We start from the raw sequence: 14974 nt of genomic DNA on the forward strand, positions 1-14974 counted from the left end.
ACTTTTCCCTCACTCATTACGCATGCCGGACAACTGCGCACGCTGCAGTACCCACTGCGCACGGGCAATGATTGGGCTATCAACCATCTTGCCGTCTAATGACACCACTCCTGAGCCGGCACGCTCTGCGGCTTCTGCCGCTTCAATCACCCGACGGGCAAATTCGCACTGGCTGTGGGTTGGCGCAAAGATGTTATGTAACAGTTCAATCTGGCGGGGATTAATCAGCGATTTACCGTCAAAGCCCAGTTGTTTAATCAACTGCGCTTCGCGGATGAATCCCTCTTCGTTACTGGCGTCGCTGTAGACGGTATCGAACGCGGCGATACCAGCGGAACGCGCCGCCTGCAAAATGGCGCAGCGGGCGAACAACAGTTCAGTGCCTTCCGGGGAGCGTTCGGTACGCAGGTCACGTACATAATCTTCTGCACCCAGCGCGATGCCGATCAGACGTGGCGAAGCGTGGGCAATGGCGTTGGCCTGGGTGATGCCATGCGCTGATTCAATAGCCGCCAGTAAACCGGTGGAGCCAGGTTCACGCCCGCAGGCCTGTTCAATGCGGGTGATTTCCCGTTCTATATCTACAACGTCCTGTGCGCAGTCGGTTTTCGGCATACGCACTACGTCGGCGCCTGCCCGTACTACCGCTTCAAGATCCTGTAAGCCGAAGCTGGAATCCAGTGGGTTGACGCGTACCACGGTTTCCTGCGTCCGGTAGCGGGGGTGTTGCAAAGCGTGAAACACCAGCATGCGCGCTGCATCTTTTTCACGCAGAGCGACGGAATCTTCGAGATCGAACATAATGGCGTCTGCGTGGTAGATGAAAGCGTTGCTAATCATCGCGGCGTTCGCTCCCGGAACAAACAGCATGCTACGACGGACTTTGTCACTCATTGCAGTTTCTCCCATTCCGCTAATTCACCGCTGGCGCGCATCAATGCGGTTTGCAGACGCGCGCGCAGTATGCAATCCAGCGCGCCTTTGTCGTCTACCATGATCTGAACGCCGCTGACGTCCAGTGAATGGAGTACCTCCGTGACCGTCTGGCGGATCGCATTACCGAATTGCTTGATTACCAGACTGTTGATCACCACATCGATATAGTCGTGGTTCAGCGGCGCGACGCGGATCATCACGTCGCTGGACTCCAGCGTGCCGGCTACGGCTTCACGTATGATTTTCATGATTCTCCCGATAAAACAGGTCTGGACGTGGCGTGCCGCGACGTCCGTAGAGCCTGAAGTTGTTGTAATCGTTGCAGACTGCCTGGTGGCACCAGTTCGGCAATCGCCGCCATATCGTGCCGGGCCAGTAACTTGCGTACCCGGGAAGCGGAAATCGGCTCTCCGCCGCAGGTTTTGCGTGAAATTTCCACGACCTCAACCGGTGGGAAACGTAATTCCGGCGTTTGCAGCCAGTGGTACATATCCCGGTTATAGCGAGCCGTGAGCTGGCAGAACGGCTCTTCGCCGACAAAACGGTGAGTGATACCCAGTGCCGGGGCGATATAATGGCGGAAGATCTTAAGATCGATTTCGGTATGGCAGTGATTGATAATGCTTTGATCTTTAATGAAATAGCAGGGGAATGTAGCGCGCGAAATCAGATATTCCGAACCTGCATGTAGCGTTAAATTGGTGATATGTTGAGTACCGGCTTGCGCCATAGCCAGGCGATCTTCGTAGCTGAATGCGGAAGCATCTTCACGCACCAGCATCAGGTGCAACCAGTCGCAGCGTGCTGCGGCCTGTTCGACCAGATATTGATGGCCCAGGGTGAAAGGGTTGGCGTTCATTACGATGCAGCCGATGGTGTTACCCGGTCGGCGTAGCGATTCCAGTTGCTGTACGTAGCGGTTTAACCGGCAACAACTGTTTTCCATCAGAACGACTGTACCCGGCACGTCGACAATCGGGAAGAACCCACAGTCGCGGAATAAAGTCTCATTGCTGGTTTTGGTGTACAAAAACAGATGGCTGTGGCCGCGTTCATAGGCGAGATGGACTAATTCGGTAGCCAGTTTAAGCGCAATGCCAGCTCCACGCAGCTCGGGACTTATTGCCACGCACTTAATGATATTTCCGGCAATACCGCCGCACGCCACCATCCTTTCGTCATACCAGACCGTGATGAAGACATCGATCGAAATATCAATGCCCAGATCGCTGGCTTTCAGAAAATTGCGGATAGCGGTGAACTCTTTATGTTCACCGCGACCTACGTGGCGGAATTGATACTTATTACTGTTAAACATAAAACGTTTCCGGGAACAGAAATGATGTGGCGCGCAGAGCGACTATTTACTGCGTCGCCGGTTTTCATCACAAAAGATTGAGCGACATCAGGAACTCCCACCACCAGACGCCGAGCGTCATTTGCAGCGCAAAAGTGAGCAGCGTGATCACTAACCCGATAATCCACCAGGATTTGATATCGTTGTAACCTACGCCGAAAATCACCGGTCCCGCGGCCCCACCGTAGTGCGTGACACAACCGCCATAAGAGTTGGAGAACAGGAGCGCCAGAGCTGTCAGCATGACAGGTGCGCCGGAAGCGTTAGCCAGCAAGGCAAATACCGGTACCATGGCGACGATATAGGCACTGCCGGAAGCAAAGAAATAGCGCACAATGATGCTCAGGAAAATGATCACGATAAAGGCGATATCACCGTGATTGCCGAAAGAGATGTTTTGTTCCAGTACCTGCGCCAGCCACTTAAAGAAACCGGTTTTTGACAATAGCGAACTGAGACTGATGATGCCGCCGTACCAGACCAGCGTGTTCCAGCCGCCTCTGTTTTTGAGTACATCATCCCAACTAACAATGCCCAGCAGGATCATCAGACCCATTACGCATACGGCAATTGCCGACGCATCAAGCTTCAGAAAGTCACAACTGATCCAACCCAGCAGCGCCAGCACAAACAGAGCGGTGAGCAGCTTTTCCCGGCGCGACATGGGGCCGAGTTGCCGTAATCCTTCAGCGGCTATCGCTTTGTTATCTACCTTTTTCAACTCGGGCGGATTCATCTTGTAGATGATGTAGGGGATTAACAGCAGCATGATAAGACCCGGCAAACTGGCTGCCAGCGCCCAGCCGACCCAGGTGACGTGTACCTGCATCAGGTCTTCAATCATTTTCAATGCCAGGATATTCCCGGCCATTGCAGTGAAGAACATATAGCTGGTGGTTTTCGTCACCATGTAGACACACAGCATTAAATAGCGCCCAACTTTGCGCGGGGAGCTTTCTGGCTCGGAACCTAATGCAAGAGAAATACTGTTAATGATCGGCAGAACAATACCGCCGGCGCGCGCGGTGTTAGATGGTGTAGCCGGAGATAAGACAAGGTCAAGAAAAGCGGTAACATACCCTAAGCCCAGGGTAGTACCGCCGATTTTGCCGATCAGAATATAGGCGATACGTTTGCCCAGCCCGGTTAAAACAAAGGCGGCACTGATAGTGAAGGCAGAGAATACCAGCCAGGTGGTGCTGGAGGCATAACCACTCAACACCGCCGACATTTTTAATAAGCCATCGCCCATCACGCTCACCACCACCATTGAGGCTGCCACTGCCAGCAGTAAGAGCACAGGTTCAGGAAAGGGTTTAGTCACCAGCCCGACAATAGCAGCAAGGTAAATACCGGCTAATACCCAGGATAGAGAGGAGAGCCCTTCCGGGCTGGGAAATATCAGAGTCAAGAGCGGAATCAGAAACAGAATACAGAGATTCCGTAATTTAGAATGGTTCATGACGTTATCCTTAAAATAAAGCACACATGCAAAATTCGAAATCTTTACGACTTGTTGGCGGCTCCATGCCAAAACAGAACAACGTCAAATTGGTTGATTATTCAGCCGGTGTTGCGCGATACGTCCGGCAATCTCACTGAGTAATGCGTCAATGGGGTGATGTTTTCCACGTGCGCAAACGTGCCCTGGCTGTGAGCACAGCAAACAGCGACGAACAGGAAAACCTGATTGCGTACGACTTAGTGCCTCACCCTGCTGATTGAATACGTCAAAATCCCACAAACGCCCTAAGAAATGCGTTTCTTCCAATTCAACGGTTACTTTTTTTACTAATTCAGCCGGTGCGTCTATGACATACAACGCTTCCGGTCCGCCGGGTGATAATTGCTTTTGTTTTTCATCTAGGTGCCAGCCTGCATGACCAATCCGTTTTTCGAAAACACTGGTCGCAATTAAAAATAGATAGCGATAATCGGCGCTGTCTTTTTTCTCCCCGGGAATAACCAAGGTTAATGAAACGACGGTGTTACGCCATTTATTTAATAAATGCTTTTGATGTAATACGCGCTGCTCCCGACTTTCCAGTAATGCAGCCAGCGCGATGCTGTTATTTGTGTTCATAACAAGAGCATTGAATCACTCGGGACAATAATCGGGTAAATAAACTTCACCGGTTAATATTTTCCGTGCCGTACGCACTACCGATGCTCGAATATTTTCCGGCCGGTCCCCTGGTTGATCGAGGTTGACCTGAATTTGGCCGCTGGGGTGCTCCACGAAAATCTGTTCACGCCAGCCACCGCCCACCAGTTTTTGTGCTACGGTACCCGGTAATACGCAGGCAGTAGCCAGGCCGATAGCACCGGTGATGGCCAGGGCTTTGTGGCAGCTATGAGGCATAAAGTAACGTACGCTTAACGTCCCGCCATGCAGCGCGGGAGAGAGTAATACCGGTTTCGGGATGACTTTATCGCTGACATCGCCCAGGCCCATGGCTTTGCCCGCCAGGCGACGGATGGTTTCCAGTCTCTGAAGCCATTGCGGGTCGGCATCCAGGCACTTTGGTGTCTCCTGGCCGCTACGGCCAAGGTCTTCAGCGCGGATCATTACCATTGGCATCGCCATGTCCAGACAGGTGACCTCTACGCCGTCGAAAGTATCCGTCAGGTTGCCGGTTGGCAGTAGTTTGCCCGTTTTAGCGCCGGCGGCATTCAGGAAAGTCAGCCCTATTGGCGCCGCCCGGCCTGGCACGCCGTCAATGGCAGTATCTCCCTCATAGGTCACGTGGCCGCCGGGGGTTTGTACATCAGCGTCTACAAAAGTATTGGTATTAACGTTACGGATACGTACCCGGGTCACCGGGTCCTGTACCCTGACCAGCCCATGCTCAATCGCAAAGGGACCCACAGCGCACAGCATATTGCCGCAGTTGGGTGTGGTATCGACGTGGCGTTGTTGTACCGAAACCTGAGCAAATAGATAATCAATATCTGCATCCGGGTGTTTGGATGGTCCAACAATAGCCACTTTACTGGTCTGTGGTGAACCTCCGCCAATACCATCAATTTCTAATTCATGGCCAGAACCCATAATTGACGTCAATATTTCATCGCGCGCTTTCTGGTCCAGAGGTAAATGGTTTAATAACAGTAATACCCCTTTGGATGTACCCCCGCGCATTAGCACGCAGGGAATTCTGTGCATCATAATTATGCCCGCCAGACGATATCTAATAAGTAGGGAGAATAATTACACAACGGGAAAAAACATCTAATAAAAATAATGTTCCGGTTTATGCATGCTATGCATTAATCTGGGAAGATGGTCACAATGATTTTATTTCTCAGTAACATTAAAGGGCATGGAAAATGCGTTATGAATTACAAGGGATAGTGGCTTTTGTCATTGTTTCTGAATTAAAGTGTTTCACAAAGGCAGCGGAAAAGTTAAATATTAGCCAGCCAGCATTAACCCGGCGAATAAAAACCCTGGAAGAAAATTTTGGCATAGTGCTTTTTGAACGTTCGACACGTACTGTTAACCTCACGCCAGCCGGGGTGAAATTTCTTCCTGATGCTCAGAATCTCATCGCTACCTATGAGCAATCAATAATGAATGTACGCGGGCTATCGGGCCAGCAAAACGATCTTGTTACACTTTCCTGTATTCCTACCGCTGCCTTTTATTTTTTGCCGGAAGTTATCAGTCGATTCAATGTTAGCTATCCGAATGTCAGGATCAAAATTCGTGAGCAAAGTGCAAGTGATTGCATGGAAAGCGTTTTGAATGGCGATGTAGATTTTGGCATTAATATGAACAACCTCACAAACCCTAATGTAGAGTTTACGCCGCTAGTGAACGAACCCTTCGTTTTAGCTTGCCGCAGCGATCATGTGCTGGCGAAACAGTCTTTAGTCAGCTGGAACGATCTCTCCAGCCATAAATTGATTGGCGTCCGGCGTTCGAGTGGGAATCGTTTATTAATCGAGAATACCCTGGCTGAGTGCGGTGTCGTGCCACAGTGGTTTTATGAGGTACGGCATCTTTCCACGTCGTTGGGACTGGTGGCGGCTGGGTTGGGTATTGCTGCGCTTCCCAGTCTGGCGCTGCCTAAAGACGCACATCCGACTCTGATATCACGGCCTCTGGTTGAGCCGGTGATACGCCGAACGCTGGGGTTGATTAAACGGCGTGATACTTTCCTGCCGCTGGCTGCGACGCGTTTTGTTGATTTACTGTTGGCGCTGTGGGTTGATCAAAAACAATCTCCCTGGACAATCAGATTTCATTTATAACGTTATGGCTCTGGCCATTACGGGTAGCTCGTGAGTTACGCTCTGTAGAAGACCAAAACTGTGCCGGATGAGTGGCAGGTAAGTAAAGAGTTAACGATATTGATGTAATAATAATCAACCTGGTTTAAGAATGAAGATATTGGGTTGGTGAGAGAGTATTCCGTTGAAGAAACGTCAACGGAAGGAAGCAGAAAACCTCTTGACACCCGGAGGGTGGTTAGTCCAGAATACGGCTCCACATTACGGGTGAGTACTGGAAAATTCTTTTTAAATTGAAGGAGTTGGGACAGTAGTTAGTGGATTAGCTTTCCATTCCGTAAGTTGGAAGGTTTGGTGTTCAGGCGGGAATAGCTCAGTTGGTAGAGCACGACCTTGCCAAGGTCGGGGTCGCGAGTTCGAGTCTCGTTTCCCGCTCCAGAATTTAAAAAGCCGTATGGTCAGCACGCCCTAAGCGGGAATAGCTCAGTTGGTAGAGCACGACCTTGCCAAGGTCGGGGTCGCGAGTGCGAGTCTCGTTTCCCGCTCCAGAATTTGAAAGGCCGTATGGCCAGTATACCCTAAGCGGGAATAGCTCAGTTGGTAGAGCACGACCTTGCCAAGGTCGGGGTCGCGAGTTCGAGTCTCGTTTCCCGCTCCAGACATTCTTCATCTTCAGTTATCAACAGCGTTAACATTGTAATGATCGCTTCTGGTGCTAACCTGTCATATTTTTTTGAACAGAGTTATCCACAGGCCGGAAGAAATTTCGCGGTTAATTAATATGCGATGAATAATTACAGTATTTTTTTAATTCTTTGTTTTTTAAAGCATTAATTTCATTTCAAAATGTTAGTCTGATCACTTGACGAATTTTTGCTCTTTGATACACAAACCTTTTTTATTTTTATTCACAGCCGGCAAGCATCAGGCATCCCGGGGAAGCCCTTTCTCAATTGCCCTGATCAGACGCTGTTTACTCGGGGCCAGTACCTCGATGGTGTTCGTCGCCCGACGGACCAGTAACTGCGCTATGGCCCAGTGGATATGCTCATCCAGAAGTGAGTACTCACCTTTTCTTTGTTCCAGCACCTGAAGCGCGCTTTCACTCCACGGGCCATTCCCCAGTGCGACAGCGATATTGCGTAGCCAGCGCAGATAACCGATCCGTCGGATCGGCGAGCCTTCCGTCACTTTCAGAAAGTGGGCTTCTGTCCAGCAGAAGAGTTCAATGAGCTGGGGGGCGTGCAGGGCATGGCGCGTTGAGAAGTCGGCTTCCCCGGTGATTTGCGAGAAGCGGTTCCACGGGCAGATCAACTGGCAGTCATCACAACCGTAGATACGGTTGCCCACCAGAGGGCGCAGTTCTTCAGGGATAGCGCCTTCCAGTTCAATAGTCAGGTAAGAGATACAGCGTCGGGCGTCCACAGTGTAAGGTTCGACAATGGCTCCGGTGGGGCAGATAGTCATACAGGCCACACAGCGGCCACAGCCTTCTTCTACAGGACTGTCAACGGGTAGCGGGAGATCGATCAGCAGCTCGCCAAGAAAGAACAGCGAGCCTGCTTCACGATTAATTGTTAGTGAGTGCTTACCTGTCCAGCCCAGTCCGGCTTTTTCCGCCAGCGGGCGCTCCAGGAGCGGCGCCGAGTCGACAAAGGGTCTAAAATTCAGCGGTGCGCAATGTTGCTGAATGATTTCACCCAGTTTTTTAAGCCGGTTACGCAGTAGCTTATGATAGTCCCGGCCAAGGGCGTAGCGGCTGATATAGCCCAATTGCGGATTGCGCAGCGTACGCGCAAAGGCGGCGTCAGCCGGTAGATAGTTCATTCTTACGCTGATCACGCGTAAAGTACCGGGGAGCAACTCGTGGGGGCGAGCGCGCAGCATGCCATGACGCGCCATCCACTCCATTTCGCCGTGATACTGTTTATCAAGCCACGCCTGGAGTGCCGGCTCGCTGGTGGAAAGATCGGTGTCAGTGATGCCGACCTGCTGGAAGCCAAGTCCGGCGCCCCATTGTTTTATGTCTTTTGCTAACTGATTAAGATCCAGGGGCTGTGACATGACGGAACATACTCTGAAGAAAAACCCTGCCAGTATACCACATCACATCTGGTTCGCAGACTGGCTGCGGGAGGCCGAAGCTGAGGCTGCCGATAGTCTGGGGCTGACGCTGTATGAATTGATGTTACGTGCCGGAGAGGCGACATTTGAGGTGATTCGCCGTTGTTATCCCGCCTCCCGCCACTGGTTGGTGCTGTGCGGGCATGGTAACAATGGCGGTGATGGCTATGTGGTAGCGCGACTGGCTCAGGCTACGGGGATAAAGGTAACGCTACTGGCTCTGCAAAGCGATAATCCGTTGCCGGAAGAGGCATCACAAGCGCGTGAGGCATGGCTGAATGCCGGAGGAGTGATTCATGCCCCGGATATCGCCTGGTCGGGGGATATCGACGTTATTGTGGATGGTATGTTGGGGACCGGGCTGCGACGGGCGCCGCGTGACGCTATTGCCAGGCTAATCCGTCATGCTAATAGCCACCCGGCCCCGGTCGTGGCCATTGATATTCCTTCCGGCTTGTTGGCTGACAGCGGCGCGACACCGGGGGCAACCATTCAGGCGGCGCATACCATAACCTTTATCGCCCTGAAGCCGGGTTTATTCACCGGTAAAGCTCGTGATGTAGTTGGTGATATCCATTACCGCAGTCTGGGGCTGGATAAATGGCTGCAGGGGCAGGTCGCGCCGGTCGCCCGTTATGATGTTGACTGCCTGCATCATTGGTTAACGCCGCGTCGTCCGACTGCCCATAAAGGGGATCATGGTCGTCTGGTTGTGATCGGCGGTGATGCAGGTACCGCCGGTGCGATCCGTATGGCGGCAGAGGCCGCGCTGCGTGCCGGAGCCGGCCTGGTGCGGGTGCTCACCAGAGCGGAGAATGTCAGCGCACTGCTGGTTGCCCGGCCGGAACTAATGGTGCATGAACTTACCGAACGGAGTTTATCCGATGCGCTGGAGTGGGCGGATGTCGTGGTGATTGGCCCCGGGCTCGGGCAGCAGAACTGGGGAAAAAAGGCACTACAAAAGGTGGAGAACTTCCGCAAGCCGATGCTCTGGGATGCCGATGCGCTGAATTTACTGAGTGCCAGTCCTGATGTGCGCCACAACCGGGTAATCACGCCTCATCCCGGAGAGGCGGCGCGCCTGCTCAATTGCTCAGTGGCAGAGATTGAATACGACCGCCTGGCCGCGGCCCGGAAACTGGTGAAACGCTATGGCGGGTGTGTGGTGTTGAAGGGGGCCGGCACGCTGGTGGCCGATGCGTCTCAGATGGGGATTATTGACGCTGGTAATGCCGGAATGGCGAGTGGCGGAATGGGAGATGTGTTGTCCGGCATTATCGGCGCGCTGCTTGCTCAAAAGCTGGAAGCCTGGGAGGCCGTGTGTGCTGGCTGTGTGGCACATGGCGCAGCGGCGGATGCGTTAGCGGTGAAATTTGGCACGCGCGGTATGCTCGCTACGGATCTTTTTACCACATTATCCAGGTTTGTGAACCCGGAGCTTTTAGAGCTTGAGTCGTTTTCCGGAGCAAGCCAGCGAACATAAATCATTAAGATTAAAAAATGGATATTCATAAATGAAAGAAATGAAGAATATCCATTTTTCTGAGTGAAGATATTCATTGATTTTATGTTTATTCGTTATTTTTATATACTGAATATATCTCTCATTGAACTGGCTGATAATGAACTTACTATCCTGATAAGGATTTTTCTTACTGAGGAAATTTACGTCATGAGAGTATTATCAGTGCTGATTGAAATTTCAGAATATGAATTGCTCACTCTGAAAGGATTAGTTCATTCAGCAAAGCACAGGGAGTGTATTTTTATCTATGACTCATGAACAGCATGCGGCGCCTGAGCTGGTTTCCTCTCTGGTATCAGGTAAAACTGTAATGAGAAGGCGCAGTAGTCTGGCGGTCGGTATCTATCTGCTTCTCACTTTTTTCATTTCAGGCGGTGCCCTGGCGTGGTATTGGTTTTTTCTGAAAGATGTGGAAAAAACGGATGATGCGTTCATTGATGGCCATATTACGAAAGTTTCCTCATCGGTTTCTGGCCATATTACTCGGGTTCTGGCACAGGATAATCAGTGGATAGAGGCCGGGAGTGTACTGATTGAACTGGATGCCCGGGATCATCAGCTCGCACTGGAGCAAGCCCAGGCCGCAAAGGTGGTGGCTATGGCGAGAAACCCGCAATTGAACAGTGAAATTGCCGCACTGGAGGCGAATTTAAGACAAACGGAAGCTCGTTTACTGGTGGCTAAAGCAGAGTATCTGCGTGACAGTGAAGAGTACCGGCGCTACCACCAGTCACGATCCAGTTGGAGCCAGAGTCAGCTAAGTTTGCAGCGTAGCGCCTCCTGGGCCAGTGCTGCCCGGCTGGCGGCGGCAGAACATGCGGTAATGTATAACCAGGCGCTGCTGGAGAAAGGTAAGGCGGGCCTGGTGGAAAATAATGCGTTACTCCAGCAACTGGATGTGGATATCGACAAAGCAAAATTGCGACTGTCTTATACAAAGATAGTCGCCCCGAGCCATGGGTATATTACACAGCGTAATGTGAATGTTGGGGATTATATTACTGCCGGGACTACGTTACTGTCTCTGGTTTCGGATAACGTCTGGGTTACGGCGAATTTTAAGGAAACGCAACTGGCGAAAATGTCTCCGGGGCAAAAAGTCACCGTGATGGTAGATGCATACCCGCAGTATAAATATGATGCCGTTGTCGACAGTATTCAGCGTGGAACCGGGCCGGTGTTCAGTTTGTTGCCGGCGGAAAATGCGACCGGGAACTATATTAAGATTGTCCAGCGTGTGCCGGTAAAAATCACCTTCACAGACCGGCAAATAAATAAAGGACAACATCATCTGGTACCGGGCATGTCTGTCATCCCGTATGTCGATGTTAAATAAACCGGCGGCGCATGAGCTACCGCGCTCCGCTGCCGGGAAACGCAACCCGTGGTTGATGGCGATTGTTGCCTCAATTGCGACTTTTATGGAACTGCTGGATTCAACCATCGCTAATGTGTCGCTGTATCATATCTCGGCATCATTGAGCGTTTCTTATAATGAGTCGCTGTGGGTGTTGACCAGCTATATTGTGGCAAATGCTCTGGTATTACCCATCAGCGGCTGGCTGTCAGGGATGCTGGGACGCAAGCGCTATTATATGTTGAGTATCGCAGGTTTTACGCTGGGATCGCTATTTTGCAGCATTGCGCCAAACCTGGAATGTCTGATTGTGGCGCGGGTTATTCAGGGAATATGCGGCGGCGGCCTGGCGCCAGTGGAACAATCGATGCTAACGGACTCATTTCCGGCGGAAAAGCGGGCGCAGGTTTTTGCATTTTATGGGGTTACAGTGCTGTTTGCCCCGGCGATTGGACCATTTGTCGGCGGATGGCTGACGGAGAATTTATCCTGGCATTGGGTATTTCTGATCAATGTACCGGTGGGCATTTTATCATTGCTTTTGAGTTATTACTTTATAATAGAGCCGCCGCTGTTGGTGGCTGAGCGCCGGCAGCGGCAGGCTGGCGGATGGCGTATTGATTATATCGGATTGAGTCTGGTTGTGGTTGGCTTTGGCGCTCTACAGCTGTTTCTTGACCGTTTCGAAATTTATGATGGTTTCTCTTCCAGTCTCATTATTACTCTGGCTGTCACAGCCGGTTTTTCATTAGGGCTGTTGGTTTTGTGGGAGTGGTTTTGCCCGGCGCCGGTGATGAATATTCATTTACTACGTCACCGTAATTTTGCGCTGAGCTGCGCGCTTATTTTCCTGCTGGGCATGCTGGTTTATGGTTCCACTCAGTTGCTGCCGCAAATGACTCAGGAATTATTTGGCTATACCGCGACGCTGGCTGGAAAAATGCTGGGGATCGGCGGGTTATTTCTTATTGGTTCGGTGACGCTGATGGGCAGAGTTGCCGGCAGGGTGGCCCATCAACAGTGGCTGGTGGCTATCGGTCTGGCGGGTGTCGCCTGGTCAACGTGGCGGTTTTCTGCGCTTAATCTGGATACCGATTTTTCGACTTTTGTATTGGCCAGAATAGTCCAGGTTATCTGGTTCCCCGTTTTACTCATTCCTGTAAGTACTCTGGCTTATGAAGGGCTTCCGGAAAATAGTAGTAATGAGGCGGCGGCGTTTGCTGCATTAATGCGTAATATTGGCGGTAGTGTGGGGATTGCTCTGGTCGCCAATGTCCTGCATATGCGAACTAATCTGCATTACAGTCGGATCAGTGAAAACATTACCGGTGCGACACAATTTTCTCTTCCACTGGACGAGTTGCGTACGCTGGCGCTTTCCCAGGCGCGTATTATGGGGTATATGGATATTTTCTGGCTGCTGGCCGCGATATGTTTGTTATCGATTCCGTTGGCCTTTTGGTTTCGCAGAACGACCACAGTCCGGCGCGTATCCGGGCATGTCTGAGCGTCGGGATTGTTGTATGATGGCGGAAAATGGTCGGCGCAGGTTTCGGTTGCCGCTTGCGCTGGCGGAATGATCTGAATTGTTTTGTGAACCTGTAAGTGAATTGATGAAATCATGATGACTCGTGTGATACCACTGCCCGACGAACCGGCAACACTACAGCTGGGCGAACAGGTTGCCCTGGCCTGCCCGGGGGCAATGGTGATTTATTTGTATGGCGATCTCGGCGCCGGGAAAACCACATTTAGTCGCGGCTTTTTGCAGGCGTTGGGACATGTTGGGAACGTGAAGAGCCCGACCTATACGCTGGTTGAGCCCTACCAGCTCGGTGCGTTGACGGTATATCACTTTGATCTTTACCGGCTGGCGGATCCGGAAGAGCTGGAGTTTATGGGTATTCGCGATTATTTTGCCAGTGATGTGATTTGTCTTGTCGAGTGGCCGCAACAGGGGACCGGTGTGCTCCCTGATCCGGATGTTGAAATTCACCTCAGTTACCAGTCCCGGGGGCGTGAAGCGCGGATACAGGCCGTTTCCCCGGAGGGCGAATCGTTAGTGGCGCGTTTGGCCGTATAACAAGGATAACGGGATGATGTATCGCGTTCAAAAGTGGTTGTTGTCTGCTCTGCTGGTGCTGTGTCTCCCGGCGGGAGCGGCAAATTTGTCTGATATCCAGGTCTCTAATGGTGATAGCCAGGCGCGGATCACTTTTAGTTTCATGGGCGATCCTGATTATGCTTTTTCGCAGCAGAATAAACGCACGGTCGCACTGGATATCAAACAAACCGGTGTTATTCAGGGATTACCGCTACAATTTAGCGGCAGTAATCTGGTGAAAAGTATTCGCGCCGGCCAGGCGCAGGATAGTCAGTCGCTGCGTTTGCTGGTTGATCTGACGCAAAATGGCAAAACCCGGGTGGTAAAGCGCCAGAATGGCGCGAATTACACCGTGGTTTTTACCATTGATGCTGATGTCCCGCCGCCTTCTCCTCCTCCGCGCACAGTTGCAAAGCAGCCCGCGCCAGCAGCGCCGGCGCGTTCTTCAACGCCTGCTCGTAATCCTTTCCGGACTGACAGCGATCGTCTGACGGGCGTGGTGGGATCAAATACCCGGGTACGTACCGCTCAGCCGGTCGCCAGCGGGCAGTCGGACAGGATCACTGTGGCCATTGATGCCGGACACGGCGGACAGGATCCCGGCGCAATAGGGCCCGGGGGCGTCCGGGAGAAGAATGTGACTATCGCGATTGCCCGCAAATTACGTACCTTGTTAAACAGCGATCCGCTGTTTAAAGGCGTACTTACCCGCGACGGCGACTATTTTATTTCGGTGATGGGGCGCTCGGACGTCGCCCGGAAACAAAATGCTAACTTGCTGGTTTCTATTCACGCCGATGCCGCGCCGAATCGTGACGCAACCGGCGCATCGGTTTGGGTGTTGTCGAACCGCCGGGCAAACAGTGAAATGGCCGGCTGGCTTGAGCAGCATGAGAAGCAGTCTGAACTGCTCGGCGGCGCGGGAGATGTTCTGGCGAATAGCCAGGCCGATCCGTACCTGAGCCAGGCGGTGTTGGACCTGCAGTTCGGCCATTCTCAACGTGTGGGGTATGATGTCGCCAGCAGCGTGTTGACGCAATTGCAAAGAGTCGGATCGCTGCATAAGCGGCATCCGGAGCATGCCAGTCTTGGCGTATTGCGTTCCCCGGACATTCCATCTCTGTTGATCGAAACCGGCTTCATCAGCAACGCCGGCGAGGAGCGCCTGCTGGCCAGCGATGATTATCAGCAGCAGTTAGCCGAAGCCATTTATAAAGGACTGCGTAACTATTTCCTGGCGCATCCGTTACAGACGGCGCCGAAAGGGGATAACCCGGAGACCACCGCTACCGGAAGTGCAGCGGCCCGGCAGGTGGCCAGTACTCATTAAGGAGA

Annotated in this window: 13 protein-coding genes and 3 tRNA genes; 9 read left to right on the forward strand and 7 right to left on the reverse strand. The window is 52.1% G+C overall.

Translation table 11 applies throughout. The features are described from left to right. Positions 1 to 9: 9 nt before the first annotated feature. The 6 genes from citE to AQ981_RS14750 all read right to left on the reverse strand — a co-directional run bounded on the left by citE (position 10) and on the right by AQ981_RS14750 (position 5459). The gene (gene citE, locus AQ981_RS14730) at positions 10 to 894 is read right to left on the reverse strand and encodes a citrate (pro-3S)-lyase subunit beta (RefSeq protein ID WP_058912501.1); all 885 of its coding nucleotides are present in this window, start codon (positions 892 to 894) and stop codon (positions 10 to 12) included. Further along, positions 891 to 1184, reverse strand: a complete 294-nt coding sequence (gene citD, locus AQ981_RS14735) for a citrate lyase acyl carrier protein (RefSeq protein WP_058912502.1) — start codon at positions 1182 to 1184, stop codon at positions 891 to 893. The genes citE and citD overlap by 4 nt, the downstream gene beginning before the upstream one ends. Continuing rightward, positions 1181 to 2254 carry a [citrate (pro-3S)-lyase] ligase gene (citC, locus tag AQ981_RS14740; protein ID WP_058912503.1) on the reverse strand — a complete coding sequence of 358 codons (1074 nt, stop codon included), beginning with the start codon at positions 2252 to 2254 and terminating at the stop codon, positions 1181 to 1183. Before citC ends, citD begins: the two co-directional genes overlap by 4 nt. 67 nt (positions 2255 to 2321) lie before the next feature. Continuing rightward, a complete protein-coding gene (locus AQ981_RS14745) occupies positions 2322 to 3755 on the reverse strand; it encodes an anion permease (RefSeq protein WP_058912504.1) in 1434 nt (477 codons plus the stop codon). 84 nt (positions 3756 to 3839) lie between these two features. Continuing rightward, a complete protein-coding gene (citX, locus tag AQ981_RS26150; protein ID WP_071608907.1) occupies positions 3840 to 4376 on the reverse strand; it encodes a citrate lyase holo-[acyl-carrier protein] synthase in 537 nt (178 codons plus the stop codon). Between the two features lie 15 nt (positions 4377 to 4391). Further along, positions 4392 to 5459 (reverse strand): 4-oxalomesaconate tautomerase, encoded by a 1068-nt coding sequence (locus tag AQ981_RS14750; protein ID WP_058912630.1) that lies wholly within the window; start codon positions 5457 to 5459, stop codon positions 4392 to 4394. A gap of 164 nt (positions 5460 to 5623) precedes the next feature. On the opposite strand from AQ981_RS14750, the gene AQ981_RS14755 reads away from it, so the two are divergent. From AQ981_RS14755 to AQ981_RS14770, 4 genes are all read left to right on the forward strand, one after another. Further along, complete coding sequence (locus tag AQ981_RS14755) at positions 5624 to 6550, forward strand: LysR family transcriptional regulator (protein ID WP_058912505.1); 927 nt, start codon at positions 5624 to 5626, stop codon at positions 6548 to 6550. Between the two features lie 341 nt (positions 6551 to 6891). Then, positions 6892 to 6967 (forward strand) — tRNA-Gly (locus AQ981_RS14760). Positions 6968 to 7001: 34 nt separating this feature from the next. Further along, positions 7002 to 7077, forward strand: a tRNA-Gly gene (locus tag AQ981_RS14765). A 34-nt stretch (positions 7078 to 7111) separates the two neighbouring features. Next, positions 7112 to 7187, forward strand: a tRNA-Gly gene (locus tag AQ981_RS14770). Between the two features lie 266 nt (positions 7188 to 7453). Here the strand turns inward: AQ981_RS14770 and queG are convergent. Next, positions 7454 to 8593 (reverse strand): tRNA epoxyqueuosine(34) reductase QueG, encoded by a 1140-nt coding sequence (queG, locus tag AQ981_RS14775; RefSeq protein WP_058912506.1) that lies wholly within the window; start codon positions 8591 to 8593, stop codon positions 7454 to 7456. On the opposite strand from queG, the gene nnr reads away from it, so the two are divergent. The 5 genes from nnr to amiB all read left to right on the forward strand — a co-directional run bounded on the left by nnr (position 8592) and on the right by amiB (position 14969). Then, on the forward strand, positions 8592 to 10136 hold the full coding sequence (nnr, locus tag AQ981_RS14780; protein ID WP_058912507.1) for a bifunctional ADP-dependent NAD(P)H-hydrate dehydratase/NAD(P)H-hydrate epimerase: 1545 nt from the start codon (positions 8592 to 8594) through the stop codon (positions 10134 to 10136). The two genes, queG and nnr, sit on opposite strands and share 2 nt — an antisense overlap. Before the next feature lie 352 nt (positions 10137 to 10488). Beyond that, on the forward strand, positions 10489 to 11514 hold the full coding sequence (locus AQ981_RS14790; RefSeq protein WP_161969170.1) for an HlyD family secretion protein: 1026 nt from the start codon (positions 10489 to 10491) through the stop codon (positions 11512 to 11514). Continuing rightward, positions 11498 to 13042 carry a DHA2 family efflux MFS transporter permease subunit gene (locus AQ981_RS14795; protein ID WP_071608908.1) on the forward strand — a complete coding sequence of 515 codons (1545 nt, stop codon included), beginning with the start codon at positions 11498 to 11500 and terminating at the stop codon, positions 13040 to 13042. The genes AQ981_RS14790 and AQ981_RS14795 overlap by 17 nt, the downstream gene beginning before the upstream one ends. 114 nt (positions 13043 to 13156) lie before the next feature. After that, on the forward strand, positions 13157 to 13618 hold the full coding sequence (tsaE, locus tag AQ981_RS14800) for a tRNA (adenosine(37)-N6)-threonylcarbamoyltransferase complex ATPase subunit type 1 TsaE (protein WP_058912511.1): 462 nt from the start codon (positions 13157 to 13159) through the stop codon (positions 13616 to 13618). Between the two features lie 13 nt (positions 13619 to 13631). Continuing rightward, positions 13632 to 14969, forward strand: coding sequence for an N-acetylmuramoyl-L-alanine amidase AmiB (gene amiB, locus AQ981_RS14805; protein WP_058912512.1), 1338 nt, complete (start codon positions 13632 to 13634; stop codon positions 14967 to 14969). The last annotated feature ends 5 nt before the right edge of the window (positions 14970 to 14974 follow it).

The organism is Entomohabitans teleogrylli (genome assembly GCF_001484765.1).
In the GTDB taxonomy this organism is placed as follows: Bacteria; Pseudomonadota; Gammaproteobacteria; order Enterobacterales; family Enterobacteriaceae; genus Entomohabitans; species Entomohabitans teleogrylli.

Coding starts and splice junctions, on each gene's coding strand:
- citE (WP_058912501.1), bottom strand. CDS start 894: ATGAGTGACAAAGTCCGTCGTAGCATGCTGTTTGTTCCGGGAGCGAAC.
- citD (WP_058912502.1), bottom strand. CDS start 1,184: ATGAAAATCATACGTGAAGCCGTAGCCGGCACGCTGGAGTCCAGCGAC.
- citC (WP_058912503.1), bottom strand. CDS start 2,254: ATGTTTAACAGTAATAAGTATCAATTCCGCCACGTAGGTCGCGGTGAA.
- AQ981_RS14745 (WP_058912504.1), bottom strand. CDS start 3,755: ATGAACCATTCTAAATTACGGAATCTCTGTATTCTGTTTCTGATTCCG.
- citX (WP_071608907.1), bottom strand. CDS start 4,376: ATGAACACAAATAACAGCATCGCGCTGGCTGCATTACTGGAAAGTCGG.
- AQ981_RS14750 (WP_058912630.1), bottom strand. CDS start 5,459: ATGCACAGAATTCCCTGCGTGCTAATGCGCGGGGGTACATCCAAAGGG.
- AQ981_RS14755 (WP_058912505.1), top strand. CDS start 5,624: ATGCGTTATGAATTACAAGGGATAGTGGCTTTTGTCATTGTTTCTGAA.
- nnr (WP_058912507.1), top strand. CDS start 8,592: ATGACGGAACATACTCTGAAGAAAAACCCTGCCAGTATACCACATCAC.
- queG (WP_058912506.1), bottom strand. CDS start 8,593: ATGTCACAGCCCCTGGATCTTAATCAGTTAGCAAAAGACATAAAACAA.
- AQ981_RS14790 (WP_161969170.1), top strand. CDS start 10,489: ATGAGAAGGCGCAGTAGTCTGGCGGTCGGTATCTATCTGCTTCTCACT.
- AQ981_RS14795 (WP_071608908.1), top strand. CDS start 11,498: ATGTCGATGTTAAATAAACCGGCGGCGCATGAGCTACCGCGCTCCGCT.
- tsaE (WP_058912511.1), top strand. CDS start 13,157: ATGATGACTCGTGTGATACCACTGCCCGACGAACCGGCAACACTACAG.
- amiB (WP_058912512.1), top strand. CDS start 13,632: ATGATGTATCGCGTTCAAAAGTGGTTGTTGTCTGCTCTGCTGGTGCTG.